This window comes from Streptomyces sp. NRRL B-1140, from assembly GCF_001280065.1.
Taxonomy (GTDB): domain Bacteria; phylum Actinomycetota; class Actinomycetes; order Streptomycetales; family Streptomycetaceae; genus Streptomyces.
Genome location: NZ_LGEA01000117.1, coordinates 15,715 through 42,164, shown reverse-complemented (window position 1 = coordinate 42,164; position 26,450 = coordinate 15,715). Strand labels below are relative to the sequence as shown.

Genomic DNA, 26,450 nt, shown 5'->3' with positions numbered 1-26,450 from the left:
CGACCCCCCGCCCCGGCCCCAGCCCCCGGCACGCCCAAGCCCACCCGCCCGATCCCCACCCCGGGCGAGGTCTTCCCGCGCCGCAAGCCGACCCCGCCGCCACCCGGGAACCCCCAGCAGCTCGCCGCGGGCTGACGTGGCTACCCTGGCTCCATGGACTACGTCTCCGCGCTGCTGCCTCCGGTCGTCATGGCCGTCTTCTTCATCGGCGTGATCCGGGTGATCGTGAAGACCCAGGGCGGCGCCAACAAGGCCAAGGAGGACGCGGCCGTGGACGCCGCCCTCGCGCGCGCGGAGGGTGCCCGCCAGTCCGGCACGGCGCCTTCGAAGACCGACGCCTGACCCACCCCTTCCGAGGGCGTACGACTCGGCGGACCCGCCCCGTGGGCGCCCGCACTTCCGAGCCGTACGCCCTTTTTGTTCCCGTTCGCCGGTGAAGCGCACGTCCGCCACGCCATTACCGGGATCTCCCACTATTGTTCTGAGCTGTGCCTCGCCCATTGGGAGAACTCGAAGACGCGGTCATGTCGCGGGTGTGGAAGTGGAACCGCCCGGTGACCGTTCGAGAAGTCCTGGAAGATCTTCAGAAGGAGCGGTCCATCGCGTACACCACCGTGATGACCGTTTTGGACAATCTCCATCAGAAGGGCTGGGTGCGCCGCGAGGCGGAAGGCCGTGCCTATCGATATGAGGCGGTCTCCACCCGTGCCGCCTACGCGGCCGCCCTGATGAACGACGCCTGGTCGCAGAGCGACAACCCCGCCGCCGCTCTCGTCGCGTTCTTCGGCATGATGAGCGAGGAACAACGGCGGTCTCTCAGTGATGCCGTGCGCATCGTGCAGGGCCCGGAAACCCAGGAACCGACCGAACCGTCGGAATCCGCGGAACGGCCCGAACGGCCGGAACGCGGGGAAGGACCCGAGGAGAACCCCGCCTCCGCTCAGGACCCCGGCGGGCGATAGCGTCCCGCCATGTCCGCGAAGAGCCCCGAAGCCACCGCAAAAGCCATCACCGTCAGGCGGGCCCGCACCAGCGATGTCCCGGCCGTGCGCGGCCTCCTTGACGCCTACGTGCGCGGCCGCATCCTGCTCGACAAAGCGACGGTGACGCTTTACGAGGACATCCAGGAGTTCTGGGTCGCGGAACGGGACGACAACGCCGAGGTCGTCGGCTGCGGTGCGCTGCACGTGATGTGGGAAGACCTCGCGGAAGTCCGCACTCTCGCGGTGAAGCCCGGCCTGAAGGGCGCGGGCGTGGGGCACCGGGTGCTGGAGAAGTTGCTGCAGACCGCCCGTTGGCTCGGTGTTCGCCGCGTTTTCTGTCTGACCTTCGAAGTCGACTTCTTCACCAAGCACGGCTTCGTGGAGATCGGCGAGACACCCGTCGACACCGATGTCTACGCGGAGCTGCTGCGTTCCTATGACGAGGGTGTCGCGGAGTTCCTGGGACTCGAACGAGTGAAACCGAACACCTTGGGCAACAGCCGGATGCTTCTGCATCTGTGATCGTCGGGCACTAGCCGGTCGCAAGAGGGCCGGTCGGGTTCGTGAAGGCATATTCCGTGGGGTCGCCCTGCCCCGGTGCCCTATGTCCGAAACGCGCACGTTTCCGGACCGAGCCCGGGCTGCCGGTCTCTGCCGGGGGTTTGTGTTTTCCCGGCAAAAGCGGTTTGCTTTCCGAGGTACTGCAGTACTGCATATAACAGGGGACGGCGATACGGCGGACGCCGGCACACCCCCGGCCCTGAAGATATCGATGAAAGGAAATCCGGTGGCACAGAAGGTTCAGGTCCTTCTTGTCGACGACCTCGACGGTGGCGAGGCGGACGAGACCGTGACGTTCGCGCTGGACGGCAAGACGTACGAGATCGATCTCACCACGTCCAATGCGGACAAGCTCCGTGGCCTTCTCGAGCCTTACGTGAAGGGCGGTCGTCGTACCGGAGGCCGTGCTTCGGGCGGGCGCGGAAAGGCGCGCGCGGCTTCGAGCGGCAGCCAGGACACCGCGGCGATCCGCGCCTGGGCGAAGGAGAACGGCTACGAGGTCAACGACCGCGGCCGTGTTCCCGCGACCATCCGCGAGGCGTACGAGAAGGCCAACGGCTGAACAGCGGCACTACCGACCCTGCTCACGCACGGCCGGCGGCTGGGCGCACGCGCGCCGCAGCCGGAGCCGGTGGCACTGGGTGGCCACCGCGTTCACCAGCCGCACGAGATCGGGGGCGTCACCGGCGCCCCCCGGCGCCGACAGCGTCGGCAGCGAGGCCTCGACCTCGCATCCCGGCTCGGGGGGCCGCAGCCATACGGCGGCCCCCTGGGAACCGACCCGGCCCGGCGGAGACGGCCGGCCGGCGGGAGAACCAGGATCGGCGGGCGGTGACCCGCCCCGCAGCGGTGTGTGCGCGCCGCCGGCCCGCAGGGAGCCCGCCGGCACCGCGTCCGACGCGCACGGCACGCGTGAGAACAGCGCCGCCCGCTCCTCGTGAGGTTCCGGGGGCGACGGCGCCGCCATGAGGCCGCCCGCACCGATCGCCGCCAGATCCAGCGGCAGGCGCCCCCAGTCCAGCCACTCCAGCAGTCCGGGGAGTTCCTCGGCGCTGCCCGCGGCCACCAGGAAACGCATCCGGTCGCCGTCCAGGGCGACGGGAGAGGCCACAGCCCGGCGCCGCAGCGCCGCGTGCCCCGCCTGAGCCGGAACGTCCAGGACGTCGTAGCGCACCCCCACCACCAGTCGCAGGGGATCGCCGGGCACCGTCGGCCACCCCAGTTCGTTCTCGTACCACCGCCGGGCCTGACCGCTCGTGACGACCGGGTCCGGCGGCCGGCGGGGGAGCGGAACGAGCGGGGGCGAGGATGCGATCACGGGCTGAGGGGCGCCGAACATGCCAAGTGCAACAGCCGAAAGCGCCCGCGAGTTACGCTGGGTGGCGTTGTGAGCGCAAAGAGTGGCTAAATGGGGGCGCGCGGGGGGTGCGGGGAGGCGCAAGGTTGTTCGCCCGTAGCGGAGGGAACGGGCGCGCTCGGCATGGACTTCCGGCCCCCGCGGGTAAGACATCCCTAGTGGGAGGGGGCGACACGCAGGAAAGGGCGTCTCGCGTTCGCCATCGGCGTACTGGCGAGTGGGGTATCTGCCTGGCCTGCGGGAACATCGTCTCGCACCATCGGGTTGGAGCAGATGTCGGCGTCACGGGTCAGGAGGCCATCGACGGTGTCGGCAGTTGGAATGAGCGGTCCCCGCTTGCGGGACTAAGCTGCGGAAGGACAGGGAGGGGAAGTTCCCCCCACTGCCTGACCGCTCTGAGGAGCGATTAACGATGTTCGAGAGGTTCACCGACCGCGCGCGGCGGGTTGTCGTCCTGGCTCAGGAAGAAGCCCGGATGCTCAACCACAACTACATCGGCACTGAGCACATCCTCCTGGGCCTGATCCACGAGGGTGAAGGTGTCGCCGCCAAGGCCCTTGAGAGCCTCGGGATTTCGCTCGAGGCGGTCCGCCAGCAGGTGGAGGAGATCATCGGCCAGGGCCAGCAGGCCCCGTCCGGCCACATCCCCTTCACCCCCCGTGCCAAGAAGGTCCTGGAGCTGTCGCTCCGCGAGGCCCTTCAGCTGGGCCACAACTACATCGGCACGGAGCACATCCTGCTCGGCCTGATCCGCGAGGGCGAGGGCGTCGCCGCCCAGGTCCTGGTGAAGCTGGGCGCAGATCTGAACCGCGTGCGGCAGCAGGTGATCCAGCTGCTCTCCGGTTACCAGGGCAAGGAGACCGCCACCGCCGGCGGTCCTGCCGAGGGCACCCCCTCCACGTCCCTGGTCCTCGACCAGTTCGGCCGGAACCTCACCCAGGCCGCTCGTGAGTCCAAGCTCGACCCGGTCATCGGGCGCGAGAAGGAGATCGAGCGGGTCATGCAGGTGCTGTCCCGCCGTACGAAGAACAACCCGGTGCTGATCGGTGAGCCCGGCGTCGGCAAGACCGCCGTCGTCGAGGGCCTCGCCCAGGCCATCGTCAAGGGCGAGGTGCCCGAGACCCTCAAGGACAAGCACCTCTACACCCTGGACCTCGGTGCCCTGGTCGCCGGCTCCCGCTACCGCGGTGACTTCGAGGAGCGCCTGAAGAAGGTGCTCAAGGAGATCCGCACCCGCGGCGACATCATCCTGTTCATCGACGAGCTGCACACGCTGGTCGGTGCGGGTGCCGCCGAGGGCGCCATCGACGCCGCCTCCATCCTGAAGCCGATGCTGGCCCGTGGTGAGCTGCAGACCATCGGCGCCACCACGCTGGACGAGTACCGCAAGCACCTGGAGAAGGACGCGGCCCTGGAGCGCCGCTTCCAGCCCATCCAGGTCGCGGAGCCGTCCCTGCCGCACACGATCGAGATCCTCAAGGGTCTGCGCGACCGGTACGAGGCCCACCACCGCGTCTCCATCACCGACGAGGCGCTGGTCCAGGCCGCCACGCTGGCCGACCGGTACATCTCGGACCGCTTCCTGCCGGACAAGGCGATCGACCTGATCGACGAGGCCGGTTCCCGGATGCGCATCCGCCGGATGACCGCACCGCCGGACCTGCGCGAGTTCGACGAGAAGATCGCCGGCGTCCGCCGCGACAAGGAGTCCGCGATCGACTCGCAGGACTTCGAGAAGGCCGCGTCCCTGCGCGACAAGGAGAAGCAGCTCCTCGCCGCCAAGGCCAAGCGGGAGAAGGAGTGGAAGGCCGGCGACATGGACGTCGTCGCCGAGGTCGACGGCGAGCTGATCGCCGAGGTCCTCGCGACCGCCACCGGCATCCCGGTCTTCAAGCTCACCGAGGAGGAGTCCTCCCGCCTGCTGCGCATGGAGGAGGAGCTCCACAAGCGGGTCATCGGCCAGAACGACGCCGTCAAGGCGCTGTCGAAGGCGATCCGCCGTACGCGTGCCGGTCTGAAGGACCCCAAGCGCCCCGGTGGCTCGTTCATCTTCGCCGGCCCGTCCGGTGTCGGTAAGACCGAGCTGTCCAAGGCGCTCGCCGAGTTCCTCTTCGGCGACGAGGACGCGCTGATCTCCCTCGACATGTCGGAGTTCAGCGAGAAGCACACGGTCTCGCGTCTCTTCGGTTCGCCCCCCGGCTACGTGGGCTACGAGGAGGGCGGCCAGCTCACTGAGAAGGTCCGCCGCAAGCCGTTCTCGGTCGTCCTCTTCGACGAGGTCGAGAAGGCCCACCCGGACATCTTCAACTCGCTGCTGCAGATCCTGGAGGACGGTCGCCTGACCGACTCCCAGGGCCGGGTCGTGGACTTCAAGAACACGGTCATCATCATGACGACCAACCTCGGCACCCGGGACATCTCCAAGGGCTTCAACCTGGGCTTCGCGGCCCAGGGTGACACCAAGTCCAACTACGAGCGCATGAAGAACAAGGTCTCGGACGAGCTCAAGCAGCACTTCCGGCCCGAGTTCCTCAACCGCGTCGACGACGTGGTCGTCTTCCCGCAGCTCAGCCAGGACGACATCCTCAAGATCGTCGACCTGATGATCGGCAAGGTGGACGAGCGCCTGAAGGACCGGGACATGGGCATCGAGCTCTCCCAGTCCGCCAAGGAGCTGCTGTCCAAGAAGGGTTACGACCCGGTGCTGGGTGCGCGTCCGCTGCGTCGCACCATCCAGCGCGAGATCGAGGACTCGCTGTCGGAGAAGATCCTCTTCGGCGAGCTGCGCCCCGGTCACATCGTGGTCGTCGACACGGAGGGCGAGGGCGAGACCAAGACCTTCACCTTCCGCGGCGAGGAGAAGGCGGCCCTGCCGGACGTCCCGCCGATCGAGCAGGCGGCCGGCGGCTCGGGCCCGAACCTGAGCAAGGACGCGTAGGCGTCACAGCCGAGTGAGAGGGGCCGGCGCCTTCCGGGGCGCCGGCCCCTTCGCCGTGTCCGGGGTCAGACGCGGACGATCTCGACGCTGGGGAAGATGCCGGCCCACGTGTCGGGGGAGGGCGTACCGGTGAGCGCCTCGGAGACGGTCAGCCTGCGCAGGCGGGGCAGCCGGGACGCGATGACGTGGAGAACGTCCAGATCGCCGTCCCCGGGGAACTCGAAGTCCTCGATGCCCGGCAGCTCCGGCATGGCGTCGAAACCGTAGTGGTCCGACCGCCCGTACAGACGGAGGTTGGTGAGCGCCGGGAGGGCCGCCACCTCGCGCCAGTCCTCGGTGCTCAGGTGCCTCCGGCCCGACACACCCACGGCGAGCGACCTGAGCGTGGGCCACCCGCTCAGACCACGCAGCCCGGTCGAGTGGATGGAGCCCAGGAAGAGATGCCGCAGGGGCGCGTCGGTGGGCAGGCTGTCGGTGAGGAGGTCTCCCGGCAGGTCCTGGTCGAGCGAGAGCTGGGTGAGCCGGCGCAGCGTCCCCAGTCCGGTGAGGTCCGCTCCGCTGTCGAACAGCACGAGGTCCGTCAGCGGCAGTTCCGCCAGGCTCGACAGGCCTTCCGTGCCGGTGCAGCGGCTGAGCCACAGACCGGTCAGCGAGCGGAACGCCCGCAGGTCCCGCAGGTGCCCGAGGACCGGGTTGTTCCACAGGTGCAGCAGGTGGACCCCGGCGGGCTCCGAGACGCATGCGAGGAGTTCCGCCGCGGTCAGCGGGCCGTCGAACCGCAGCCTCCCCCAGGGGCGCATCAGCCGGAGTGTCGCCCTCTGCTCGGCGGATTCGCAGACCACGGAGAGCCCGTCCCGCTTCAGATGGTCGAGCACCTCCACCGCGTACTCCCGTGCGTCGAACCGGCTCCACGTGCCCGCCAGCTGGCGCCGCACGCCGAGGTTCGGGTGGTCGCGGAAGCGGCGCAGCACCGCCAGCGCGCCCTCGTCCTCCTCCGTACCGAGGAGTGACGCGGTGACGGTGACACCGTGGGCCTGCTCGTCGGTCAGTCCCTCCGGGCCCGGCAGCAGCTCCAGCACCAGGGGGCCCGCTTCCGCCAGGGCCTTCGCCTCCTCCGTCGTGCGTGGCGGGATGAGCGCTCCGGCCCGTTCCTCCACCTCGGTCCGCACCCCGGGGTCCAGGGCCGCGGCGTGCTCCAGACAGGCCAGGGCGAGGAGGGTCAGCCGTGGGGTGTCCTCGGCCAGCAGGCGGCGCAGCAGCATCGCCCGCTCCCGGGGCCGGGCGTGCGCGACCGCCATGCGGATCACGTCCTCCCACAGGCTGTCGCCCGCGTGGCCGGCCAGGACGTCCAGGTGGCCCTCCTCGACGGCGTACCGGGCGCCCAGGTAGTCCTGGAAGGTGCGGTGGACGAAGTGGACGACGCCCTCGGTCGGCTGGCGGAGCAGGCCGCTGCGGAGCATGAGGGCATGCAGCACCTCGGCCGCGCCCCGCTGATCCGGCACCCGGGCGATCGTCGGCAGGCAGCGCCCCACGATGCCCTCGGCCGTCTCGAGGTCCATCTCGGTCCGTCCGCTCAGCACGAGCGCGTAGGCGAGGCGCTGGAGCAACTCCAGCTGGACCTCCTCGCCCAGTTCGACCCCGTGCACCGGGCCCATGCCGCGCTCCCGGTCGCGGCGGGAGAGCAGCATGGCGAGGGCGGCGTCGTAGAGCTCCTTGCGGCCGGTGGGCAGATAGCCGCGGCGCTCGCGGTGCAGAGCGCAGATCAGCCCGCACATCAGCGGGTTGGAGGCGAGGCGGGCCAGGTCGCGCTTGGTGCGCAGGGAGTCCAGCAGCCGCTGCTCGTACTCCGGGGCACGTGCCGCCTGGTGCCAGCGGTGGACGAAGGTGGCCACCTCGGCTCGGCCCATCGGCGCCAGGGACAGCTCCCGGAAGCCCTCCTGCGACAGCCACTCGGCGCGTACGGCGGTGGGGCGGGTGGTCACCAGCCAGCGGTTGCCGGGGTAGGCGTGGATGAGGGCACGCAGCCAGTCACGGGTGCCGTGGCGGTCGGCTGCCGGGACCTCGTCCAGACCGTCGACCAGGACCAGCGCGCGGCCCGCGGCCAGCACGCGTTCCACCCAGCCCTCGGGAGGGGACAGCGGGCAGCCGACGGCGCTCAGGAGGGCGGCCGGTGCGGGCAGCGGGCCGGTGCGGATCAGGGTGCGCAGCGGGAGGACGTACGGGATGTGCGTACCGGCGCGGGCCGCAGTCACCGCCAGCCACTGCACCAGTGTCGTCTTCCCGGAGCCCGCGTCGCCGCGCAGCAGCACCCTGGAGTCCCGGTTCAGCGTCTCGTCGGCGGGCATCCGCCCGGTGCGGGCCGGCTGTTCCTCGCCGGGCGGGGCCGCCCGGTCGTCCTCCCGGTCGGCGGTCGCCTCCAGCGTCAGGTACGCGACCTCCAGCGGCCAGCTGTCGGGGGAGTCGCGCAGGTCGATGCCGTAGATCGTCAGGTGGTTGTGGCGCTCGGTGACGTACGACCGGTAGCGGCGTTCGAAGGCGGCGTCCTGTGCGGACGGGCGGGGCGCGCGGGTGAGCAGCTCGTCGACCTTGGCGATCAGTTCCGCCTGACCGCGGGTCTGCTCGACGAGGGTGCGGGTGACAAAGGTGGAGCGGCGGGTGAAGAACTCCAGGATGTTCAGGCACGCCCACTCGGTCGCCTGGTCCAGGAAGTGGCAGGAGTCCGCGGTCAGCCCGTCGGGCGCCGGGGCCGCGCGGTGCAGCTTCCCGGCCAGTTCGCGGTGGCCCAGGCGGACCGCCTGTACGTCGTCCATGTCGAGGTCGCCGAGGGCGAGCAGTCTGCGGGCGAGCGTGTCGGTGACCGCGATCCGTTCGTCGGACGGGAAGGGCGGCTCGCCGGGGGAGTCCACCGCCTGCGCCACGAGCTGCGCGGCGAGTTTCTGCACGTCCCGCTCGTCGAGGGTGCGCTTCTCGCCCCGGAAGGACACGAGAGCGGACAGGCGTACGGGCTTGTCGACCAGGCCCGCTCCCGGTCCCTCCGGGCGCACGAGCTTCTTCAGCAGCGGGGCGACCAGTGAGGACGCCAGCTTGCCGCCGAGTACCGTCGGATCCAACCGCCGCACCCCCGTGATCGAGTGAACGGGGTTGAGACTACCGGCAGTTGACCAGGCGGGTCAGGAAAGCTGCCCGTCGTAGTCCGGCAGCTTGAACGTCCTCTCGGCGTGGCCGCCCGACAGGTCGGTGGTGCTGTTGCCGATGTTCGCGATGATCGTGTAGCCCTTCTTCTCGACGTCGATGCGCTGGGCCGTCTTGTAGTCGGCGACGTTCTTGAAGAGGTCGATGAGGTTGCGGACGTAGAGTCCGGAGACCTGGTAGCCGGTCTGCTTCAGGTTGTACTGCGTGAACGAGGCGATGATGTCCGGCCGGGCGGTCACGAAGAACAGGGCGACGCCGTGCTCCTGTGCGTATCTGGCGGCCTCGAGAACCGGCTTGTTGGCCGGTTGCGGGTAGGCGAAGCCGAAGTCGGTCTCCAGGGTCGTGTTGTCGATGTCGAAGACGATCGCCTGCTTCTCGCCCGGCTTCGCGGCCGCGATCCGCTGCTTCAGATAGGGCAGCGCCTGGTCCATCACGGCCTGGCAGTCCTTCTGCCAGGTGCCGTAGTCGACGGCCGTGGCCGCGGCGGTGGTGGTCGTGGAGGCCTGTGCCGTGGTCGCGGCGTCGGCCGGTGCGGCCATGGCCACGAGGGCTGCCGCCGAGACGGCGGTCACTGATGCGCGGCGCAACCAGGGGCGTCGGGTCTGCATGTCGTGGGGGTCCTCTCACGTCCGTGACGCTGCCAACATGTCGTGTGCATGCTTGTGCTCGAGGGTGGCGTGAGGGGAACCGTAGGGTTACCGGACGGTAGGCGCCTAGAGGCCTGCGCCACATTTTCTGAATGGCCGAAGAGGGTCCCCGGTGACATGGCGCACAGGCGATATGTCCGTTACTAGACGGAATAGTGGATAAGCGGCCGGGGCAAAAGGGATTCTCGCTCAGCGATACAGGCGGAAGTGGGGGCCAGTGCCCTGATTTGTCCTGAATGGCTGCTGTGTCAAGAGACGTAGAACACTGAACCAAATTACTAAAGAACGTCGTAGATCACGCTTTTGGGGCTTTGTCGGGCTTCGGGTTACCAAGGGATGGCCACACGGCGAGCGGTTGTGCGCCGGGTGGTTTTCTCCGTCCCCTTCCCCACGAGGTTTCGATGTCTCAGCGCGTCACGTCCCGTTCTTCCCGTACGTCCCAGCTCCGCACCCGTGCGACCGTGCTGGCCGCCGGCCTCGGTGTCTCGGTCGCACTGGGAGCCGGGGTCGCGTCCGCCGCCGACACCACGGCCGCGTCCGGGGCCGCCAGTGCCGTCCAGGCGCAGGCCGCCGCCCAGGCCAAGGTCGCCAAGGCCGAGGCCGTGAAGGCCGAGAAGGCCGCCAAGGCCGCCGCCGCCAAGAAGGCGGCCGAGAAGAAGGCCGCGGCCAAGAAGGCCAAGCCGTCCTGGGTCGACCCGGTGAAGAAGTACACGCTCTCCGCGAGCTTCGCCCAGAACGGCGGCATGTGGGCGCACAAGCACAGCGGCCAGGACTTCGCCGTGCCCAGCGGCACCCAGGTCGTCGCCACCCACGGCGGCACCGTGGTCAAGGCCGGCGGCAACGGCGCCGGTGACGGTCCCGCGTACGGCAACGCCATCGTCATCAAGCACGGCAACGGCACGTACTCCCAGTACGCCCACCTGTCGAAGGTCGAGGTGCGCATCGGCCAGATCGTCAAGACCGGCCAGGAGATAGCCAAGTCCGGCAACACCGGCAACTCCAGCGGCCCGCACCTGCACTTCGAGATCCGTACGACCCCGAACTACGGCTCGGCGGTCGACCCGGTGAAGTTCCTGCGCGCCAAGGGCGTGACGGTCTGACCCGCTTGACCGGGCGGGCCCGCTAGGAGCCTCCGGCTCCCCGGTGGGCCTGGCTCACCAGGTCCGTGGCGACCTCGAGGACGGCTTTGTTCTTCTCCTCGGGGTCGTCTCCCATGTCCTGGAGCAGGAACATGCCGGCGTGCAGCGTGAAGATCGCGCTGGCGCAGCGGACCTGGTCGACCAGGTCCGCGTCCGGGTCGACGATGATGTCGCGCAGACTGTGGATGCGCTCCTTGAACGACTCGCCGATCCGCAGGTCCCGTACCGTCGCCTGGTTCTCGTGCATGAAGCGGAACAGCGGCGTCGCCTCGGCGAGTGTGTCGGCGTAGCGGCGGATGATCTCCTGCTTGGTCGCGAGGGTGTGCGGCTGCTGTCGGCCCCACTCGATCAGGTCCTCGATCGGCTGCGTGAGGTCCTCGAAGATGCTGACGAGGATCTCTTCCTTCGTCTTGAAGTGGTAATAGAGCGCCGCCTTCGTGACCTCCAGGCGCTCCGCGATCTCGCGCAGGGAGGTCTTCTCGTAGCCGTGCTCGGCGAAGAGTTCGAGGGCCACGTCCTGGATGCGCCGGCGGGTGTCCCCGCGGCGCCGCTGCCTGGTGCCGTCCATGGTGCCGCCCATCCTCCTACGCCGCCCGCTTTCCATAAAACTTACTTGACGCCCGGCTAGTTCCGCGGCTAGCTTCCGAGTGTAGTCACTAGCCGGTCGGCAAGTAAGTAGCGGTAGCTGGGGGAGTGGGAAGCGATGGCGGACACAACGGACACAAAGGGCCAGTCGGCGGCAGGCGCCGCGGGGGAGAAGCAACCCAAGAGCGTACGGGTCGTGCTGCTCGCGCTGATGATCGCGATGATGCTCGCGATGCTCGACAACATGATCATCGGCACCGCGATGCCGACGATCGTCGGCGAGCTGGGCGGGCTCGAACACCTCTCCTGGGTCGTCACCGCCTACACCCTCGCGACCGCGGCCTCCACCCCCCTGTGGGGCAAGCTCGGCGACATGTACGGCCGCAAGGGCACGTTCCTGTCGTCCATCGTGATCTTCCTGATCGGCTCCGCGCTGAGTGGCATGGCCCAGAACATGGGCGAACTGATCGGCTTCCGCGCGGTGCAGGGCCTCGGCGCCGGCGGTCTGATGGTCGGCGTCATGGCGATCATCGGTGACCTGATCCCGCCCCGTGAGCGCGGCAAGTACCAGGGCATGATGGCCGGTGTCATGGCGCTGGCGATGATCGGCGGCCCGCTGGTCGGCGGCACGATCACCGACAACTGGGGCTGGCGCTGGGCCTTCTACATCAACCTGCCGCTCGGCGTGGTCGCGCTGGTCGCCGTCAGTGCCGTGCTGCACCTGCCGAGGAAGCGCTCCAAGGCGCGGATCGACTACCTGGGCGCCGCGCTGCTGACCGTCGGCATCACCGCGATCGTGCTGGTGACGACGTGGGGCGGCACGGAGTACGCGTGGAGCTCCGCGCGGATCATGGAGCTGATCGGCATCGGGGTCGCCGCACTGGTCGGGTTCGTGTTCTGGCAGACCCGGGCCGCGGAGCCGGTGGTTCCGCTGCACATCTTCCGCAGCCTGAACTTCACGCTGATGTCGGTCATCGGCTTCATCACCGGCTTCGTGATGTTCGGTGCCACGCTGTTCCTGCCGCTGTACCAGCAGTCCGTGCAGGGCGCTTCCGCGACCAACTCCGGGCTGCTGCTCCTGCCGATGCTCGGCGCGATGCTGGTGACCTCGATGGTCGCCGGACGGGTGACGACGAGCACCGGCAAGTACAAGGTCTTCCCGGTCGTCGGCTCCGCGCTGATGATCGTCGGGCTGTACCTGCTGTCCACGATGGACACCGGCACCTCGCGTCTGACGTCCGGCGTCTTCATGGCCGTGGTCGGGCTCGGCATGGGCTGCCTGATGCAGATCACCATGCTGGTCGCGCAGAACAGCGTGGAGATGAAGGACATGGGCGTCGCGTCCTCCTCCACCACGCTCTTCCGCACCCTCGGCTCCTCCTTCGGCGTCGCGATCATGGGCGCGCTGTTCAACAACCGCGTCCAGGACGTCATGAGCGAGCGGGCCGGTGCGCTGGGCTCCAAGGTGACCGAGCAGTCGGCGCAGCTCGACGCGAAGAGCCTGGAGAAGCTGCCGGTGCTGGTCCGGGAGGCGTACCAGCACGCGGTGTCCGCCGGCACGCACTCGGCGTTCCTGCTCGGCGCCGTGGTGGCGGTGGTCGCCCTCGTGGCGGCCGTGTTCGTCAAGGAGGTGCCGCTGAAGGGAGCGGGACCCAAGGAGGACGGCAAGCCCGACACCCCGGCGGCGCAGCAGCCCATGGTCGAGGCCGTCTGACCACGCCGTACGAGGCCCCCGGGAGTGTCCGCCCGGGGGCCTCCGTCATGCCCGGCATCGAGCCGGGAGCCGTTGTCAGCCCCCCGTGCCACCATCGGTCGCATGGACAAGACGCGCCGGATCCGGCTGGCCAAGGACGCGATGGACCGGGACTGGGCCGACCCCGGCCTCGACCTGGACACCGTCGCCGCCCACGCCGGGTACTCGCGCTACCACTTCATCCGCGCCTTCAAGGAGGCGTACGGCGAGACCCCCGGCCAGTACCTCACGCACCGCCGGACAGAACGCGCCGAGGACCTGCTGCGCACGGCGAACCTGTCGGTGACGGAGATCTGCCATCTGGTCGGCTTCAGCAGCGTGGGCACGTTCTCGGCACGCTTCAAGACCTGGACGGGTCTCACCCCGAGCGAGTACCGGACCAGGCACGTGGGCCGCGGGGCCGCCCTCATACCCGGCTGCTACGCCATGCTCTGGGCCGGCGGTTTCCGCCCCGCACCCGCCGTCGGCAAGCAGCGCGATCCCGGAGAGGCGCAGCACCGCAATTCCGGAGAAGCGCGCTGACACCCCCGCTGCCTACCGTGGCAGGGCAGGCACCACCGGCCGTAGCGTCAGAGCAGGAGTACGCCATGATCAAGGGTCTCGCCATCTCGACCGTCTGGGTCCTCGACCAGGACCGGGCCAAGGAGTTCTACACGGAGAAACTGGGCCTGGAGGTCCGCACGGACATGACCATGGGCGAGGGCGGGATGCGCTGGCTCACGGTCGGCTCGCCGAACCAGCCCGACGTCGAGCTGACGCTGATGGTGCCCGGCGGGCCCGCGATGGACCCCGAGTCCGCCGAGATGCTCCGCAAGCTGGTGACGAAGGGCGCGCTCGGCGCGGGCGTGCTGACCACCGACGACATCCACGGCGACTACAAGAAGCTCAAGGACAAGGGCGTGGAGTTCCTCCAGGAGCCGCAGGAGCGCCCTTACGGCACGGAAGCGCTGTTCCGCGACGACTCCGGCAACTGGTTCTCGTTCACCCAGCCCCGCGAGGGCGGCCTCGACATGGACCAGGACTGGTCCTGCTGACGGCGTCGACGCGGCCGGCTCCGAAGGCCCGGGAGGCTCACGAGCCCGGCAGCATCGGATAGCTGCCGGTGTTCGTCGGCGCGTGCTCCGGCAGCCACAGCACGGCGACCGCGCCCTCGGCCGGCAGATGCTCCGGTGTTCCGGGGGTGCGGATGTTGCGGAAGGTCAGCCGGGCGCCCATCACCCGGGCCTGCCCGGCCGCGATGGTCAGACCGAGCCCGTGACCCTGCCCGGCCCGGTCCTTGCTGCCGGTGCGGAAGCGGCTCGGCCCCTCGGCGAGCAGGTCCTCCGGAAAGCCCGGGCCGTGGTCGCGCACCCGGATGACCCGGCCCTCGACGCTGACCTCGATGGGCGGCTTGCCGTGCCGGGCCGCGTTGGCCAGGAGGTTGAACAGGACGCGCTCCAGGCGGCGCGGGTCGGTGGTCACCTCCGACTCGTGCACGATGCGCACCTCGATGGCGGGATCCTTGGCCGCCACCCGCCGGGCGACGAACTCCCCCAGCATGAGGTCCTGCAGCTCCGCCCGCTCGGAGGCCCCGTCCAGCCGGGCCACCTCCAGCACGTCCTCGACCAGCGTGCGCATCGCCTTCGCCCGGTCCAGCACCAGCTCGGTGGGGCGCCCGGGGGGCAGCAGTTCCGCGGCCGTCAGCAGCCCCGTCACCGGGGTGCGCAGCTCGTGCGCGATGTCGGCGGTGACCCGCCGCTCGGCCTCGATGCGCTGGCGCAGCGCGTCCGCCATGGCGTCCACCGCGCTCGCCAGGTCGTCGGTCTCGTCCCGCACGACCCCGCCCATGGCGTCCCGCACCCGCACGTCCGTCTCGCCGCCCGCGAGCTGATTCGCCGCGATGGCCGCCTTGCGCAGCCGCCGCGACAGATGCCCGCCGATGAGCACGCCCAGCGCGCTGCCGCCGAGGACGACCGCGATGGACCCGATGAGCAGGGCCTGGTCGAGGTCCTGGAGGATGTCCGAGCTGCGGTCGGTGAAGCCCGAGTGCAGCGACATCACCTGCCCGTTCTTCAGCGGCACGGCGGCCCATATGTCGGGCACGTCGCCCGGCCGGTCCGCCACGTACGTCGCCCGCCGGCCCGCCTCGACCCGCTCCCGCAGCGCATGCGGCAGATCCGGGTCGTTGATCTTGGTGTTGGGGAAGTTCATCCGCCCGGACAGCTCGAAGTTGCGCTGGGCGATCATGATCCGCTCGTCGGCGAGATCGCGCGCGTTGTCCAGCATCGAGACCCGGGCGGCGTTGTGCACCACGAGGCTCAGCGCGATCGCCACCAGTGCGCCCACCAGGGCGATGGCGGCGCTCAGCTTCCATCTGAGGCCCGTACGGATACCCGCACGCTCCAAGCCCGCGGCGACCAGGCGCCGGAAGTGCCCCCTCATACCCCTGCCCCTGCTCAGGCCTTCAACTTGTAGCCGAAGCCGCGGACCGTCTCGATCCGGTCCTGGCCGATCTTCTGCCGCAGCCGCTGCACATGCACGTCGACGACCCGGGTGTCGCCGCCCCAGCCGTAGTCCCACACCCGTTCCAGCAGCTTGTCGCGGGAGAGCACCGTGCCGGGCGCGGAGGAGAACTCCAGCAGCAGCCGCATCTCGGTCGGCGTCAGCGCCACCGGCTGCCCGGCGCGGCGGACCTCCATGCCCTCGGTGTCGACCTCCAGGTCCCCGAAGGCCAGGACCCCGCCGCTCGCCGGGGCCGCCGGCTCCTCGCCCCGGCCGCCGCCCGCGTGCCCGAAGCGGCGCAGCACCGCGCGGATCCGGGCGACCAGGACGGCACCGTCGAACGGCTTGGTCACATAGTCGTCGGCGCCCGCCTCCAGGCCCAGCACGACGTCGATGGAGTCGGCCCGCGCCGACAGCATGATCACCGGCACGGTCGACTCGTCCCGGATCCGGCGGCACAGGCTGACCCCGTCGAGGCCGGGCACCATGACGTCCAGCAGCGCGATGTCGGGGCGGTCCGACCGGAACGCCTCCAGACCCGACAGTCCGTCGGGCATGGCGGTGACCACGAAGCCGTCGCGTTCCAGGGCGAGCTGCGTGGCCTCGCGGATGACGTCGTCGTCCTCGACGAACAGGACGTGGGTCTGGTCTGCCATCCCGGTGCTCTCTGTCCTCTGTGGTCCGTGGGGGTGCGTTCTACGCCTGTGGACGCATGTGCGGTTGATGGAGGTGCGTTCTACTGCTGGGACGCACGTTCCGCCCGATGCGTTCACGGAGGGATCGGTCCGAGTGTCCCGATCGGTTCACGCGGCCCTGCGCCCGCGTCAGCTCGCGGGCGCCGGCGTCGCGCTGTCGACGGCGACCTTCCCGTAGTCATTGTGCGTGCGGTACTTCTCGGCGAAGTGGCCGGAGGTCCATCTGTACGTGATCACGTTCTCCCCGGACGGACTCGACACCGGGTCACCCTTGTCGTACACCTGCTTGGTCACCACCAGGTCGCCGCGGTCGATCTCCGCGTAGACCGGCGGCTCCTCGGACGTGAAGACGTTCTCGTAGGAGCCGCCCTGCTCGCGATACACGTAACTGCCGACGCCCACCGCGTCACCGCAGGTCAGCACGTTGACGACGACGTCGTCCGCGGAGCCTGACGTCAGATTGCCGTAGGAGACGTCGACCGGGTACTCGTTGGCCACGCACGGCTTCAGCTCGCGCTTCACCTCGGGTGCGACCTTCGGGTCGTCCTTGACGAGCTTGACCGCGTTCACGCTGTCGGGCGACTTCGACGGTGCGGCGGACGGGGTCGCGGCGGCGCCGGCCACCGAGTCGGCGTGCGCCGGGCCCTCGTCACGGGCGCCGGTGCCGCCCGCACCGCAGCCCGACACCAAAAGGGCGAGGGCGGTGGGCACGGCCAGGGCCGCGCTCACCGCCTGGATACTGCCCCGGGTCCGTGCAGGACCCTCGCCGGTCAGGCCGCGCACCGCTCCCGCTCCTCACGCTCCAGCGCGCGTGCGTCCAGATCGCGGGACTCCAGCTCCTCGCGGAGCCGGGCGAGCGCCCGGTGCAGCGTGCTCTTGACCGTTCCGGCCGACATGCCGAGGGCGGCGGCCGTCTCCTCCGTGGACATCTGCTCCCAGTGTCGCAGCACCACGACACTGCGCTGCTTCGGGGCGAGGACCTTCAGGACGTCCATGAGCAGGGCGCGGTCCGCGTGCTGCTCGGTGGCGTCGTCGACCGAGGCGTCCGGGAGCTGCTCGGTCGGGACCTCCTCCAGCTTCCGCGCCCGCCACCACTCCGTGCGGGTGTTGATCATCACCCGGCGCAGGTAGGCGTCGGCCAGCCGCTTGTCCTCGATGGTCTCCCACCGGCCGTAGGTCCGGACCAGCGCCGTCTGCAGCAGGTCCTGCGCGTCGGTCGGGTCCGGTACCAGGCGGCGGGCACTGCGCAGCAGCGCGTCCTGCCGGGTGCGGACGTACTCCTCGAACTCGAGCACCTCGCCCTGCGCCATGGTGAACCGCCTCCCGTTTCCCCGTTTCGGGCCGGCTCCCCGCCGCCCGTGCACTGCTGTGGTCTTCAGTCGTCCCCTGTTCTGCGGGAACGCATCTGAAGGTACGGAGGCGTTGTCACGGCACTGTCCGAAGCAGCCTGCGGCCAGCACTCGGCTGTCCGTCGGTTGTGTAACGGAAATCCGAACGGGGTAGGGCGGTGGGGGTGTTGAGGCTGGTTAGGGGTGATTTGTCCACCCGGTCTCTGTTACGGACGCCGGTCCGCGGCTGTGACCTGCCTGTACGTCAGGTCAGCGGCAGCCGGTACGAACCGCCCGCCAGCGGCTCCACCAGGCCGTCGGCGACGAGACCGTCCAGGGCGCGGGCCCGCTGCACCGGCTCGTGCCACACCCGGTCCAGAGCCGCCTGCGGTACGGGTCCGGGGGCCTCCCGCAGCACGGCCAGCAGCCGCCCGCGCACCTGACGGTCGGTGCCCGCGTACGTCTGGCCCCGGCGGGGCGGCCCCTCGTGCTCCGGCTTGCCCGCCAGCCGCCACGCGCACTGCGCGGCGATCGGGCAGCGGTGACACGACTCGCTCTTCGCCGTGCACACCAGCGCGCCCAGCTCCATGGAGGCGGCGGCCCAGCGGGCGGCGGTCGGCTCGTCCTCGGGCAGCAGCGCGCGGGCCAGCCGGCGCTCGGCGGCGGTGGTGGCGTTCGGCGGGTACTGCACACCGGTGACCGCGCGGGCGAAGACCCGGCGGACGTTGGTGTCCAGCACCGGGTGCCGCTGCCCATAGGCGAAGGAGGCGACGGCGGCCGCCGTGTACTCGCCGATGCCGGGCAGTGCGAGCAGCTGGGCGTGGTCGGCCGGTACGTCACCGCCGTGCCGTTCGGTTATGGCGACGGCGGCGCCGTGCAGCCGCAGCGCGCGGCGGGGGTAGCCGAGCCGCCCCCAGGCGCGAACGGCCTCGCCGGGCGCCTCCTTGGCCAGGTCGGCCGGCCGTGGCCAGCGCTCCAGCCACTGCTCGTAGACGGGCAGCACACGGCTCACCGGCGTCTGCTGCAGCATGAACTCGCTGACCATCACTCCCCACGCCCCGGCCTCGGGGCGCCGCCACGGCAGGTCACGGGCGTTCTCGCCGAACCAGTCGATGACGGGGGAGTGCAGGTTCTCTCCGAGGGCCGGGCCCGGGGGAGTGTCGCCGGTGGAGGTGCCGGAGGGGGCGGAGGGGGAGGCGGCGGTGGGGTGCGGGGGTTTCGTGGGAGCAGTCATGGCCTCTCGATGGTGCCACGCAGAGGTGCCTGTTCGGTTGAACCGCCACCCGTGAAGGAGGCAGCTACCTGACGATCGACAGCAGTGCGGGCGTGCCGGGCGCTTGTAGCGTCAAGCGCATGCGACCTCCCGGCCCAGCCTCCCTCGCCCGTGGCGCCCTCCTCTGGGCCGCCCTCGCCGTCCCGGCGCTCACGGCGGACCGGATCGGGCTGAACGAGCCGCGGCCGGGCTGGCAGCAGGTGGGCGGAGTGGTCGTGCTGGCAGGGGCCGCCGCCGCGTCCCGGCGGCTGCCTCTGGTCGCCTTCGGGCTGGTGGCGGCCTTGAGTCTCGCCGCCGCCCCGGCCCTGTTCACCGTCTCCTACCCGCAGGGGCTGCGTTCCTCTCGCCCAAGGTGGCCCGGTACGTCATCGACGAGGGCCTCGGCGGCGGGCGCCTCACCCGGGAGGCCCGGGCACGCGCGGGTGGCGGTCCTGAGCCCTCGCGAGCGCGAGGTGCTCGGATTGGTCGGCGCGGGCCTGTCCAACCCGGAGATCGCCGCCCGGCTCCACCTGGTCGAGGGCACCGTGAAGGCCTACGTCAGCGCGGTCCTGGACCGGCTGGACGTACGCAACCGGGTGCAGGCGGCGATCGTGGCGTACGAGGCGGGGCTGGTGGAGTCGTAAGCGGCCGCGCGTGCGGAGCGGTTGGGCGGCGCGCGTGCCGCCCTGTCGCGCTGCGCGCCGTGCGTCCCGGCTCACCGGCGCGCGACCGTCTCGTACGGCGGGGCGAGCGCCTGACCCGGTCCCAGCACCCACCGCACCGCCGGTGCCGAGGAGGCGCGCAGCGCCTCGGTCAGCCGGGTCATCGGCTCGGTGCTCAGCCGTACGGCGACGAGGGCGACGAGTGCGCCGAGTCCGAGGCCCGCCAAGACGTCGTGCGGGTAGTGGACGCCGACGAAGACCCTGGAGAGGCCATGAGCAGGGCGAGCGGGGCGGTCAGCCACAGCAGCGCACGCCGAACCAGGGCCAGGGCGTCCGCCGAAGCGCCCGCGATCGTGGCGTGGTTGGACGGGAAGGACCAGTCGCCGTGCGGCGGGCATCCGGTCAGCGACACCGCCGCGTCAGTCACCGCCCTGCACGGACGTTCCTCCGTGACAACGGACTTGAGTGCTTCACCGCACACATACGCCACAGCCGTGGCCGCAGGTGCGAGGACCGCTGTCGCGAACGCGCGGGTACTGTCGCGGCGGGCGCGCCACCAGCCGGCGGTGAACAGTGCGACAAAGACGAGCAGTCCTGCCTCCGTCCATGCCTCGGCTCCGTGTTGTACCCACGACGGGGTGGTCCGGGCGAAGTCGGTGATGTCGCGGTAGAGCGTCGCGTCCTGGAAGGCCATGCTCACGGACGGTAGGCGAATGGCCTGTTCGGCCACACCCAGCGATCGTCAGGTCGCGTACCTGACGAAAGACGGGGTCGGGAAGCCGACTTCCGGGATGATGATCCGGAAAAGTTGTCGCTTCGAGCGGCGGGTGGCACGGGTTGGCGTGCCGATCTCTCGTAAGGTTTGGGCCGTGGGATCTCTGCGCAATCCGGTCGGGCCGCTTCCCTCCTCCATCTACTGGCGTCGGAGGGTCGTACTGGTGTGTGTGGTCGCCGTGTTGGCGCTGCTGACCACCTGGATCGTGATGATGGGCGGCGGGGGCGGCAAGGGCGGTGACAACGGCGCCAACGGCAAGAATCCCGCGCCTTCCATCACGCCCGGACCGTCGAGCTCGGGTCCGGCCATCAGTCAGGCACCCGGCGGGCGCGACGAGTCGGGCGGCGGCGGTTCCGGTGGTCCCGGCGGCTCCTCGTCCGGCTCCGGCGACGGCTCCGGTGACGGCTCGGGGAACGGGTCGGGAGACGGCTCCGGCTCCGGTTCCGGCGACGGTTCCGGTTCCGGCTCCGAGGGGGCGGGCGACGACGACGGCTCGGCGAACGGCGCCACCGCGGGCGGTATCGGCGCGGGCGACACCCTGCCGTCCGGCTCCACCCTGCCCAACTGCACCGCGAGCGCGGTCAAGTTCAGCCTGCGCAGCCGGCACAACACCTACGACCCCGGGCAGACGCCCACGTTCCTGCTGACCGTGAGGAACGTCTCCGGCAGCGACTGCAAGATCGATCTCGGGCCCAAGAACGCCGTGTTCACCATCGCGCCGGCGAGCAGCGACGACGACTACTGGTCCTCCGAGGACTGCCCCAAGTCCGCCGCGCACCAGCTGTACCGGGTCGCCGCCGGCAGCGACATCACCTACACCGTGAAGTGGGACCGCAAGCAAAGCGCTCCCAAGTGCGCCACGCCTCCCGCCGGCTCGGCCGGGCCGGGCACGTACCTGGTGGAAGCCAAGGCCCCGGGCTTCGCGAAGGTGCAGACGTCGTTCGTGCTCTCGGCCGACTAGTAGTGCTTCGTCAGGTGCCGGATCTGCTGGTCTGCAGGGGGCGAGGTCACTCACGTAACGAAGCGCTACCAGTGCTTGCCGAATGGGCGTAGTCACCTGATCAACTGGACGGCGACCTTTTGCCGACCTCGCCGCTGGGGCCGCGCGGTCATCGGTCGGAACTGCTGATGGCATCAGGTGCGCGGCCCGCGAGCCAGACGGCGATCCGCCTCTGCAACTCCTTGTCGGCGCGGGGATAGTCCCAATGCGCGTACCACTCCAGGTACTGAAGGACATTCTCAGAGCGGGCCGGGTGGGCCACTGCGCTCACGTCGACACCGGCCTCGCCCGTCGAGCAGCTGATGTACACGCTGCTGTCGAGCGCCATCATGCCGAAGCCCGGGTGGCCCGCCCGTATGCCGAGGAACGCCGATGCCGCACCCCGGCCCATGATGTCCCAGCGGTCCAGGAGCCTGACCCGGGTCCAGACCTCCGGTGCGGCACGGCGGCCATAGTGCTGGTTCTGCCTACGCAGGACGGCTTGGTGCGTGTGGGTGCCGTGGGGAAGCCGGACGAGGAACTCGCGCTGGTGGTCGAGAAGGCCGGAGGATACCGCCAGGTCGTACCAGTCCTCGTTGAGACGCTCGATGAGCCGTGGGGTCTCGTAGCGGTGGGAGAAGCGGCCGACAATGTCCTCGGGACGATATCCGAAGACGAACGGCATCGTGCCGTCCGGAACGGCGTCCGGGATCACCTCGAGGCCGGCCCGCCGCAGCGGCCGGTACATCTTGCGCTCGCGCTCCTGGATACCCACCGGTCACTGTTCTACCAGCACCAGCAGAGTCCCTCCCGACTGCGCCTGCCGCATTGCGGCCTTTCAGTCCTTCGGTGCGACGCGGATACGGTTTCCGTCAGGATCGGCTGCGAGGAAGGTCAGCCCGAACCCCGCATCATGAGGCTCGCGCAGGATCGTGACGCCCTTGGACTTCCACAGGTCGTAGATCGTTCGGAGCTCGTCGGGCCCACCGCCGATGGCCAGGCACACCTCACTGGTGCGCGGGACGTCCGGTGACAGATCCTCGAACTGGCCAGACCACAGACCGAGGTCAGCGCCTGGCCCGAGGTCGAAGGTGATGTATCCCGGCGTCTGGAACGAGGGACTCATGCCAAGGAGGTCGCCGTAGAAACGAGCTGCGGTGGGAGCGTCGTTCACGTAGACGATGGACACGACGGATCTGGTCATGGTTGTTCCTTCTCACAGGTGGCGAATACGCATCCACCAGCCTGACCGGGATATGCGCCGCATCGTGTCGCAATTCCTGAGTAAATCGGTGCGTGACCCCAGACCGCTTCTTCACCCTCATGCTGCTCCTCACATCGAGGGATGCCGTGACCACACGGGAACTCGCCTCAGCGCTCGGGGTGTCCCTTCGAACCGTCACCCGTGACCTGAACTGGCTCCGTGACGCCGGTCTGTCGGTGACCGCACACCGGGGCCGCCTCGGAGGCGTGATCATGCTGCCCGGTTCTGGACTCGACCTCACGCGACTCACACCGGACGAGCGTGATCATCTGTCGCTCACCGGGCTGGACGAGAAGCAACGCGCGGAGCTCGACGCATCCGTGGCAAGCCGGCGCGCGCTTTCCAAGGTCGCCGCTACACAGGGACATCGAGTTCATGAACTCCTGCCCCTCACCGACGTGGTGCACGTGGACAGCCGTCCCTGGCGTCAGGCACGGGCTTTCGACACGACTCCGGCTTCGCTGATCGGCGCAGTGCGGCGAGGTCACCGGCTACGGATCCAGTACGACAGCCCACGCGAATCAAGCCCACGCGACCTGGTCGTGGATCCCTACGGGCTGTTCGCCAAGGCCGGCACCTGGTACCTCGTCGCCGACTGTGCCCGAGTGCCACGGATGTACCGACTCGAACGGATCACGACGTGGCAGGAAGTCGACCGGCCACGACGGATCCGCGAAAGTCAGACCCTGGCCACCGTTGCTGCCGCGCTCGTCGACCGATGGGAACACAACCACGCGATCGAGGTCAGCGCCACCATCGACCGGACCCAGATCGAGCGAGCCCAACGGATCTTCGGCCTACGACTCGTCTTGGACGACAAGGAAGAATCCGCCACCGGCCGCAAGGTAACGATCCGCTTCCTGCATCTTGAGGACGTGCGAGCACTACTGCCGTTCGGGAGCGCCATCACTGTGCACGGCCCCACCGAAGCCAGGGCTCACCTTCGCGACCTCGCCACCGATCTTGCCCGCCACTATGCGTCGTCACCAACGTCCTGACCCGCGACACCCAGGGCCCGGCGGCCCGCCTCCGGCCGGCTGGCTCCCGGCGGCGTAGCCCGGGCAGTTGAACCAGCGGCAGGCGCCGGGCAGCGAGCGAACAACCGAACGAGAGGCCGCGGCGGAACCGTCCGAGGGCGGTACCTCTTTCTCCGGGTACCGCCCTCAGCCGTTCGAACACGGGATCCTGCGCGTCGCTACACGTACCGCTCCAGAATCGACGACTCCGCCAGCCGCGACAGGCCCTCGCGGACACTGCGCGCCCGGGCCTCGCCCACGCCGTCCACCGTCTGCAGGTCGTCCACGCTCGCGGCGAGCAGCTTCTGCAGCCCGCCGAAGTGCTCGACCAGGCGGTCGATGATCGCGCCGGGCAGCCGGGGCACCTTGGCCAGCAGGCGGAACCCGCGCGGGGAGACCGCCGAGTCCAGCGTCTCGGGCGCGCCGGTGTAGCCCAACGCCCTTGCCACCGTGGTCAGTTCGAGGAGCTCGGCGTGGCTGAGGGCGTCGAGTTCGGCGAGGGCCTCGTCGACCGTGCGGGAGCGCTTGGCCGTGGGCTCGGGGACGTAGTCCCGCACGACCAGCTCGCGCTCGGGCTCCACGCCCGCGATCAACTCGTCGAGCTGGAGGGCCAGCAGCCGGCCGTCCGTGCCCAGCTCCACCACGTACTCGGCGATCTCCGTGGCGATGCGGCGGACCATCTCCAGACGCTGGGCGACCGCCGAGACGTCCCGGACGGTCACCAGGTCCTCGATCTCCAGCGCCGACAGGGTGCCCGCCACCTCGTCGAGACGGAGCTTGTAGCGCTCCAGGGTCGCGAGGGCCTGGTTGGCGCGGGACAGGATCGCCGCGGAGTCCTCCAGGACGCGGCGCTGGCCGTCGACGTACAGGGCGATCAGCCGCATCGACTGGGAGACGGAGACCACAGGGAAGCCGACCTGCTTGCTGACGCGGTCGGCGGTGCGGTGCCGGGTGCCCGTCTCCTCCGTGGGGATCGTCGGGTCCGGGACCAGCTGCACGCCGGCGCGCAGGATCTTCGACAGATCCGAGGACAGCACGATGCCGCCGTCCAGCTTGCACAGCTCGCGCAGACGGGTCGCGGTGAACTCGACGTCCAGGACGAAACCGCCGCTGCACAGCGCCTCGACCGTCTTGTCGGAGCCGAGCACGATGAGCCCGCCGGTGTTGCCGCGGAGCACCCGCTCCAGGCCGTCACGCAGGCTGGTGCCGGGTGCCACGGCGCTCAGGGAGGCGCGCATCAGGCCATCGGTACCGGCACTCCCGCCGGACTTTCCGGGAGCCGATGCCCGGTCGTTGGCTGCCACTGCACTCCTCCGGTCGCAGGTTCTGGGCGCCCCCGTGTCGCGCGCTCGGTTCGCACGGACGGGCGAGACCAGGGCAAAGTCTACCGGCGACCCTCCTGGTCCTGTGGGGCCTCTCGGCGACGGGAGCGCGGGAGGACCCGCAGGGCGTCCCCTATGTCCGCGACTTCCAGGACCTTCATGCCCGGCGGGACCTTGCCCGGATCGGCCGGTACCAGGGCATGTGTGAAGCCCAGACGGTGGGCTTCCGCCAGTCTGCGCTGCACGCCCGTGACGCGTCTCACCTCGCCCGCGAGGCCCACTTCCCCGATCGCGACGAGGTTCTTCGGGAGAGGTGTGTCACTCGCGGCGCTCGCCAGGGCGAGGGCGACGGCCAGGTCAGCGGCCGGCTCCGAGAGCTTCACACCGCCGACCGTCGCGGAGTAGATGTCCCTTTTGCCCAAGGCGCTGATCCGCCCGCGCTGTTCCAGCACCGCGAGCATCATCGAGACGCGGGAGGTCTCCAGGCCCGAGGTGGTGCGGCGCGGGGAGGGGATCTGCGAGTCGACCGTGAGCGCCTGGACCTCGGCGACCAGCGGGCGGCGGCCCTCCAGGGTGACGGTCAGGCAGGTGCCCGGGACCGGTTCGGCCCGGCGGGTCAGGAAGAGCCCGCTCGGGTCGGCGAGGCCCGTGATGCCCTCGTCGTGCAGCTCGAAGCAGCCGACCTCGTCGGTGGTGCCGTAGCGGTTCTTGACGCCGCGCACCAGACGCAGGCGGGCGTGCCGGTCGCCCTCGAAGTGCAGGACGACGTCCACGAGGTGCTCCAGCAGGCGCGGCCCCGCGATCGCGCCGTCCTTGGTGACGTGGCCCACCAGCAGCGTGGACATGCCGCGTTCCTTGGAGGCCCGGATGAGGGCGCCCGCGACCTCCCGCACCTGGGCCATGCCGCCGGGCGCGCCGTCGATCTCGGGAGAGGCCACCGTCTGCACCGAGTCCATGATCAGCAGCGACGGCTTCACCGCGTCCAAGTGGCCCAGCACCGCGGCCAGATCCGTCTCGGCCGCCAGGTACAGGTGGTCGTCGATGGCGCCGATGCGGTCGGCGCGCAGCCGGACCTGGCTCGCCGACTCCTCGCCCGTGACGTACAGCGTGCGGTGCTCGTCGCTCGCGGACTTGGCCGCCACGTCGAGCAGCAGCGTGGACTTGCCGACCCCCGGCTCGCCCGCGACCAGCACCACCGCGCCGGGCACCAGCCCGCCGCCGAGCACGCGGTCCAGCTCGGGCACGCCGGTGGGGCGGGCGGTGGCCTGCCGTCCGTCCACCTGGCCGATGGGCAGGGCGGAGGTGGTGACCCGGCCCGGTGTCGTCGTCCGGACCGCGGGCGCGCCGTACTCCTCGACCGTCCCCCAGGCCTGGCACTCGGGGCAGCGGCCGAGCCACTTCGCCGTCTGCCAGCCGCACTCCGTGCAGCGGTAGGACGGACGGTCCTTGGTGGTCTTCGTACGGGCAGCCATGGACGGAACCGTAGCCGCAGACACTGACATCGCGAGGACCGGCCGACGG

The 26,450-nt window shown here is 70.1% G+C and carries 24 protein-coding genes and 2 pseudogenes; 12 read left to right on the top strand and 14 right to left on the bottom strand.

The features are described 5' to 3' along the window. The first annotated feature begins 153 nt into the window (after window positions 1-153). From ADK65_RS28865 to ADK65_RS28850, 4 genes are all read left to right on the top strand, one after another. Complete coding sequence (locus ADK65_RS28865) at window positions 154-342, top strand: hypothetical protein (protein WP_053673925.1); 189 nt, start codon at window positions 154-156, stop codon at window positions 340-342. 182 nt (window positions 343-524) lie between these two features. Continuing rightward, window positions 525-962 (top strand): BlaI/MecI/CopY family transcriptional regulator, encoded by a 438-nt coding sequence (locus ADK65_RS28860; RefSeq protein WP_053673924.1) that lies wholly within the window; start codon window positions 525-527, stop codon window positions 960-962. A 9-nt stretch (window positions 963-971) separates the two neighbouring features. Continuing rightward, window positions 972-1,505 carry an amino-acid N-acetyltransferase gene (locus ADK65_RS28855; RefSeq protein WP_031111859.1) on the top strand — a complete coding sequence of 178 codons (534 nt, stop codon included), beginning with the start codon at window positions 972-974 and terminating at the stop codon, window positions 1,503-1,505. Between the two features lie 265 nt (window positions 1,506-1,770). After that, window positions 1,771-2,106, top strand: a complete 336-nt coding sequence (locus ADK65_RS28850; protein WP_053673923.1) for a histone-like nucleoid-structuring protein Lsr2 — start codon at window positions 1,771-1,773, stop codon at window positions 2,104-2,106. Window positions 2,107-2,115: 9 nt separating this feature from the next. Here the strand turns inward: ADK65_RS28850 and ADK65_RS28845 are convergent, their stop codons facing one another. Further along, on the bottom strand, window positions 2,116-2,862 hold the full coding sequence (locus ADK65_RS28845; RefSeq protein ID WP_420709100.1) for an SCO3374 family protein: 747 nt from the start codon (window positions 2,860-2,862) through the stop codon (window positions 2,116-2,118). A gap of 451 nt (window positions 2,863-3,313) precedes the next feature. On the opposite strand from ADK65_RS28845, the gene ADK65_RS28840 reads away from it, so the two are divergent. Further along, a complete protein-coding gene (locus tag ADK65_RS28840; protein WP_053673921.1) occupies window positions 3,314-5,839 on the top strand; it encodes an ATP-dependent Clp protease ATP-binding subunit in 2,526 nt (841 codons plus the stop codon). 65 nt (window positions 5,840-5,904) lie between these two features. Here the strand turns inward: ADK65_RS28840 and ADK65_RS28835 are convergent, their stop codons facing one another. Then, window positions 5,905-8,949 (bottom strand): NACHT domain-containing protein, encoded by a 3,045-nt coding sequence (locus tag ADK65_RS28835; RefSeq protein WP_053673920.1) that lies wholly within the window; start codon window positions 8,947-8,949, stop codon window positions 5,905-5,907. 60 nt (window positions 8,950-9,009) lie between these two features. Then, window positions 9,010-9,639 (bottom strand): HAD family acid phosphatase, encoded by a 630-nt coding sequence (locus ADK65_RS28830; RefSeq protein WP_053673919.1) that lies wholly within the window; start codon window positions 9,637-9,639, stop codon window positions 9,010-9,012. Between the two features lie 440 nt (window positions 9,640-10,079). Between ADK65_RS28830 and ADK65_RS28825 the strand changes: the two genes are divergently transcribed. Further along, window positions 10,080-10,778 carry a M23 family metallopeptidase gene (locus ADK65_RS28825; RefSeq protein ID WP_053673918.1) on the top strand — a complete coding sequence of 233 codons (699 nt, stop codon included), beginning with the start codon at window positions 10,080-10,082 and terminating at the stop codon, window positions 10,776-10,778. Between the two features lie 22 nt (window positions 10,779-10,800). On the opposite strand, the gene ADK65_RS28820 is transcribed toward ADK65_RS28825, so the two are convergent. Further along, a complete protein-coding gene (locus ADK65_RS28820; protein ID WP_053673917.1) occupies window positions 10,801-11,397 on the bottom strand; it encodes a TetR/AcrR family transcriptional regulator in 597 nt (198 codons plus the stop codon). A 123-nt stretch (window positions 11,398-11,520) separates the two neighbouring features. On the opposite strand from ADK65_RS28820, the gene ADK65_RS28815 reads away from it, so the two are divergent. The 3 genes from ADK65_RS28815 to ADK65_RS28805 all read left to right on the top strand — a co-directional run bounded on the left by ADK65_RS28815 (window position 11,521) and on the right by ADK65_RS28805 (window position 14,189). After that, window positions 11,521-13,116, top strand: coding sequence for an MDR family MFS transporter (locus tag ADK65_RS28815; RefSeq protein WP_053673916.1), 1,596 nt, complete (start codon window positions 11,521-11,523; stop codon window positions 13,114-13,116). Between the two features lie 102 nt (window positions 13,117-13,218). Continuing rightward, window positions 13,219-13,677, top strand: a complete 459-nt coding sequence (locus ADK65_RS28810) for a helix-turn-helix transcriptional regulator (protein ID WP_053673915.1) — start codon at window positions 13,219-13,221, stop codon at window positions 13,675-13,677. A gap of 65 nt (window positions 13,678-13,742) precedes the next feature. Further along, entirely contained in the window at window positions 13,743-14,189 is a 447-nt protein-coding gene (locus tag ADK65_RS28805) for a VOC family protein (protein ID WP_053673914.1), read from the top strand. Window positions 14,190-14,226: 37 nt separating this feature from the next. Here the strand turns inward: ADK65_RS28805 and cseC are convergent, their stop codons facing one another. The 5 genes from cseC to ADK65_RS28780 form a co-directional block, all read right to left on the bottom strand. Then, on the bottom strand, window positions 14,227-15,576 hold the full coding sequence (cseC, locus tag ADK65_RS28800) for a two-component system sensor histidine kinase CseC (protein ID WP_053673913.1): 1,350 nt from the start codon (window positions 15,574-15,576) through the stop codon (window positions 14,227-14,229). Between the two features lie 14 nt (window positions 15,577-15,590). Further along, window positions 15,591-16,292 (bottom strand): two-component system response regulator CseB, encoded by a 702-nt coding sequence (gene cseB / locus ADK65_RS28795; RefSeq protein ID WP_053673912.1) that lies wholly within the window; start codon window positions 16,290-16,292, stop codon window positions 15,591-15,593. Between the two features lie 168 nt (window positions 16,293-16,460). Continuing rightward, window positions 16,461-17,114, bottom strand: a complete 654-nt coding sequence (locus ADK65_RS28790) for a hypothetical protein (protein ID WP_053673911.1) — start codon at window positions 17,112-17,114, stop codon at window positions 16,461-16,463. Then, entirely contained in the window at window positions 17,102-17,641 is a 540-nt protein-coding gene (locus ADK65_RS28785) for a SigE family RNA polymerase sigma factor (RefSeq protein ID WP_053673910.1), read from the bottom strand. The genes ADK65_RS28790 and ADK65_RS28785 overlap by 13 nt, the downstream gene beginning before the upstream one ends. A 283-nt stretch (window positions 17,642-17,924) precedes the next feature. Continuing rightward, window positions 17,925-18,893, bottom strand: coding sequence for an A/G-specific adenine glycosylase (locus ADK65_RS28780; protein WP_053673909.1), 969 nt, complete (start codon window positions 18,891-18,893; stop codon window positions 17,925-17,927). A gap of 352 nt (window positions 18,894-19,245) precedes the next feature. On the opposite strand from ADK65_RS28780, the pseudogene ADK65_RS28775 reads away from it, so the two are divergent. After that, window positions 19,246-19,555: pseudogene (locus ADK65_RS28775) on the top strand (response regulator transcription factor); the annotation flags it as partial. Window positions 19,556-19,626: 71 nt separating this feature from the next. Here ADK65_RS28775 and ADK65_RS28770 read toward each other — a convergent pair. Further along, a pseudogene (locus ADK65_RS28770) lies at window positions 19,627-20,267 on the bottom strand (phosphatase PAP2 family protein). A 175-nt stretch (window positions 20,268-20,442) separates the two neighbouring features. Here ADK65_RS28770 and ADK65_RS28765 point away from each other — a divergent pair. Then, on the top strand, window positions 20,443-21,309 hold the full coding sequence (locus ADK65_RS28765) for a hypothetical protein (protein ID WP_078956190.1): 867 nt from the start codon (window positions 20,443-20,445) through the stop codon (window positions 21,307-21,309). Between the two features lie 148 nt (window positions 21,310-21,457). Here ADK65_RS28765 and ADK65_RS28760 read toward each other — a convergent pair whose 3' ends face one another. Together ADK65_RS28760 and ADK65_RS28755 are read right to left on the bottom strand one after the other, a co-directional pair. After that, the gene (locus ADK65_RS28760; protein WP_234352984.1) at window positions 21,458-22,102 is read right to left on the bottom strand and encodes a hypothetical protein; all 645 of its coding nucleotides are present in this window, start codon (window positions 22,100-22,102) and stop codon (window positions 21,458-21,460) included. 63 nt (window positions 22,103-22,165) lie between these two features. Further along, window positions 22,166-22,531, bottom strand: coding sequence for a VOC family protein (locus ADK65_RS28755; protein ID WP_053673907.1), 366 nt, complete (start codon window positions 22,529-22,531; stop codon window positions 22,166-22,168). Window positions 22,532-22,623: 92 nt separating this feature from the next. Here ADK65_RS28755 and ADK65_RS28750 point away from each other — a divergent pair, with 92 nt between their 5' ends. Beyond that, window positions 22,624-23,589 carry a helix-turn-helix transcriptional regulator gene (locus ADK65_RS28750; RefSeq protein WP_053673906.1) on the top strand — a complete coding sequence of 322 codons (966 nt, stop codon included), beginning with the start codon at window positions 22,624-22,626 and terminating at the stop codon, window positions 23,587-23,589. A 197-nt stretch (window positions 23,590-23,786) separates the two neighbouring features. On the opposite strand, the gene disA is transcribed toward ADK65_RS28750, so the two are convergent. Both disA and radA read right to left on the bottom strand, forming a co-directional pair. Continuing rightward, complete coding sequence (gene disA / locus ADK65_RS28745) at window positions 23,787-24,911, bottom strand: DNA integrity scanning diadenylate cyclase DisA (RefSeq protein ID WP_053673905.1); 1,125 nt, start codon at window positions 24,909-24,911, stop codon at window positions 23,787-23,789. Between the two features lie 80 nt (window positions 24,912-24,991). Beyond that, window positions 24,992-26,401 (bottom strand): DNA repair protein RadA, encoded by a 1,410-nt coding sequence (gene radA, locus ADK65_RS28740; RefSeq protein ID WP_053673904.1) that lies wholly within the window; start codon window positions 26,399-26,401, stop codon window positions 24,992-24,994. Window positions 26,402-26,450: the final 49 nt, after the last annotated feature.

Coding starts and splice junctions, on each gene's coding strand:
- ADK65_RS28865 (WP_053673925.1), top strand. CDS start 154: ATGGACTACGTCTCCGCGCTGCTGCCTCCGGTCGTCATGGCCGTCTTC.
- ADK65_RS28860 (WP_053673924.1), top strand. CDS start 525: ATGTCGCGGGTGTGGAAGTGGAACCGCCCGGTGACCGTTCGAGAAGTC.
- ADK65_RS28855 (WP_031111859.1), top strand. CDS start 972: ATGTCCGCGAAGAGCCCCGAAGCCACCGCAAAAGCCATCACCGTCAGG.
- ADK65_RS28840 (WP_053673921.1), top strand. CDS start 3,314: ATGTTCGAGAGGTTCACCGACCGCGCGCGGCGGGTTGTCGTCCTGGCT.
- ADK65_RS28830 (WP_053673919.1), bottom strand. CDS start 9,639: ATGCAGACCCGACGCCCCTGGTTGCGCCGCGCATCAGTGACCGCCGTC.
- ADK65_RS28825 (WP_053673918.1), top strand. CDS start 10,080: ATGTCTCAGCGCGTCACGTCCCGTTCTTCCCGTACGTCCCAGCTCCGC.
- ADK65_RS28820 (WP_053673917.1), bottom strand. CDS start 11,397: ATGGGCGGCACCATGGACGGCACCAGGCAGCGGCGCCGCGGGGACACC.
- ADK65_RS28815 (WP_053673916.1), top strand. CDS start 11,521: ATGGCGGACACAACGGACACAAAGGGCCAGTCGGCGGCAGGCGCCGCG.
- ADK65_RS28810 (WP_053673915.1), top strand. CDS start 13,219: ATGGACAAGACGCGCCGGATCCGGCTGGCCAAGGACGCGATGGACCGG.
- ADK65_RS28805 (WP_053673914.1), top strand. CDS start 13,743: ATGATCAAGGGTCTCGCCATCTCGACCGTCTGGGTCCTCGACCAGGAC.
- cseC (WP_053673913.1), bottom strand. CDS start 15,576: ATGAGGGGGCACTTCCGGCGCCTGGTCGCCGCGGGCTTGGAGCGTGCG.
- cseB (WP_053673912.1), bottom strand. CDS start 16,292: ATGGCAGACCAGACCCACGTCCTGTTCGTCGAGGACGACGACGTCATC.
- ADK65_RS28785 (WP_053673910.1), bottom strand. CDS start 17,641: ATGGCGCAGGGCGAGGTGCTCGAGTTCGAGGAGTACGTCCGCACCCGG.
- ADK65_RS28780 (WP_053673909.1), bottom strand. CDS start 18,893: ATGACTGCTCCCACGAAACCCCCGCACCCCACCGCCGCCTCCCCCTCC.
- ADK65_RS28755 (WP_053673907.1), bottom strand. CDS start 22,531: ATGACCAGATCCGTCGTGTCCATCGTCTACGTGAACGACGCTCCCACC.
- radA (WP_053673904.1), bottom strand. CDS start 26,401: ATGGCTGCCCGTACGAAGACCACCAAGGACCGTCCGTCCTACCGCTGC.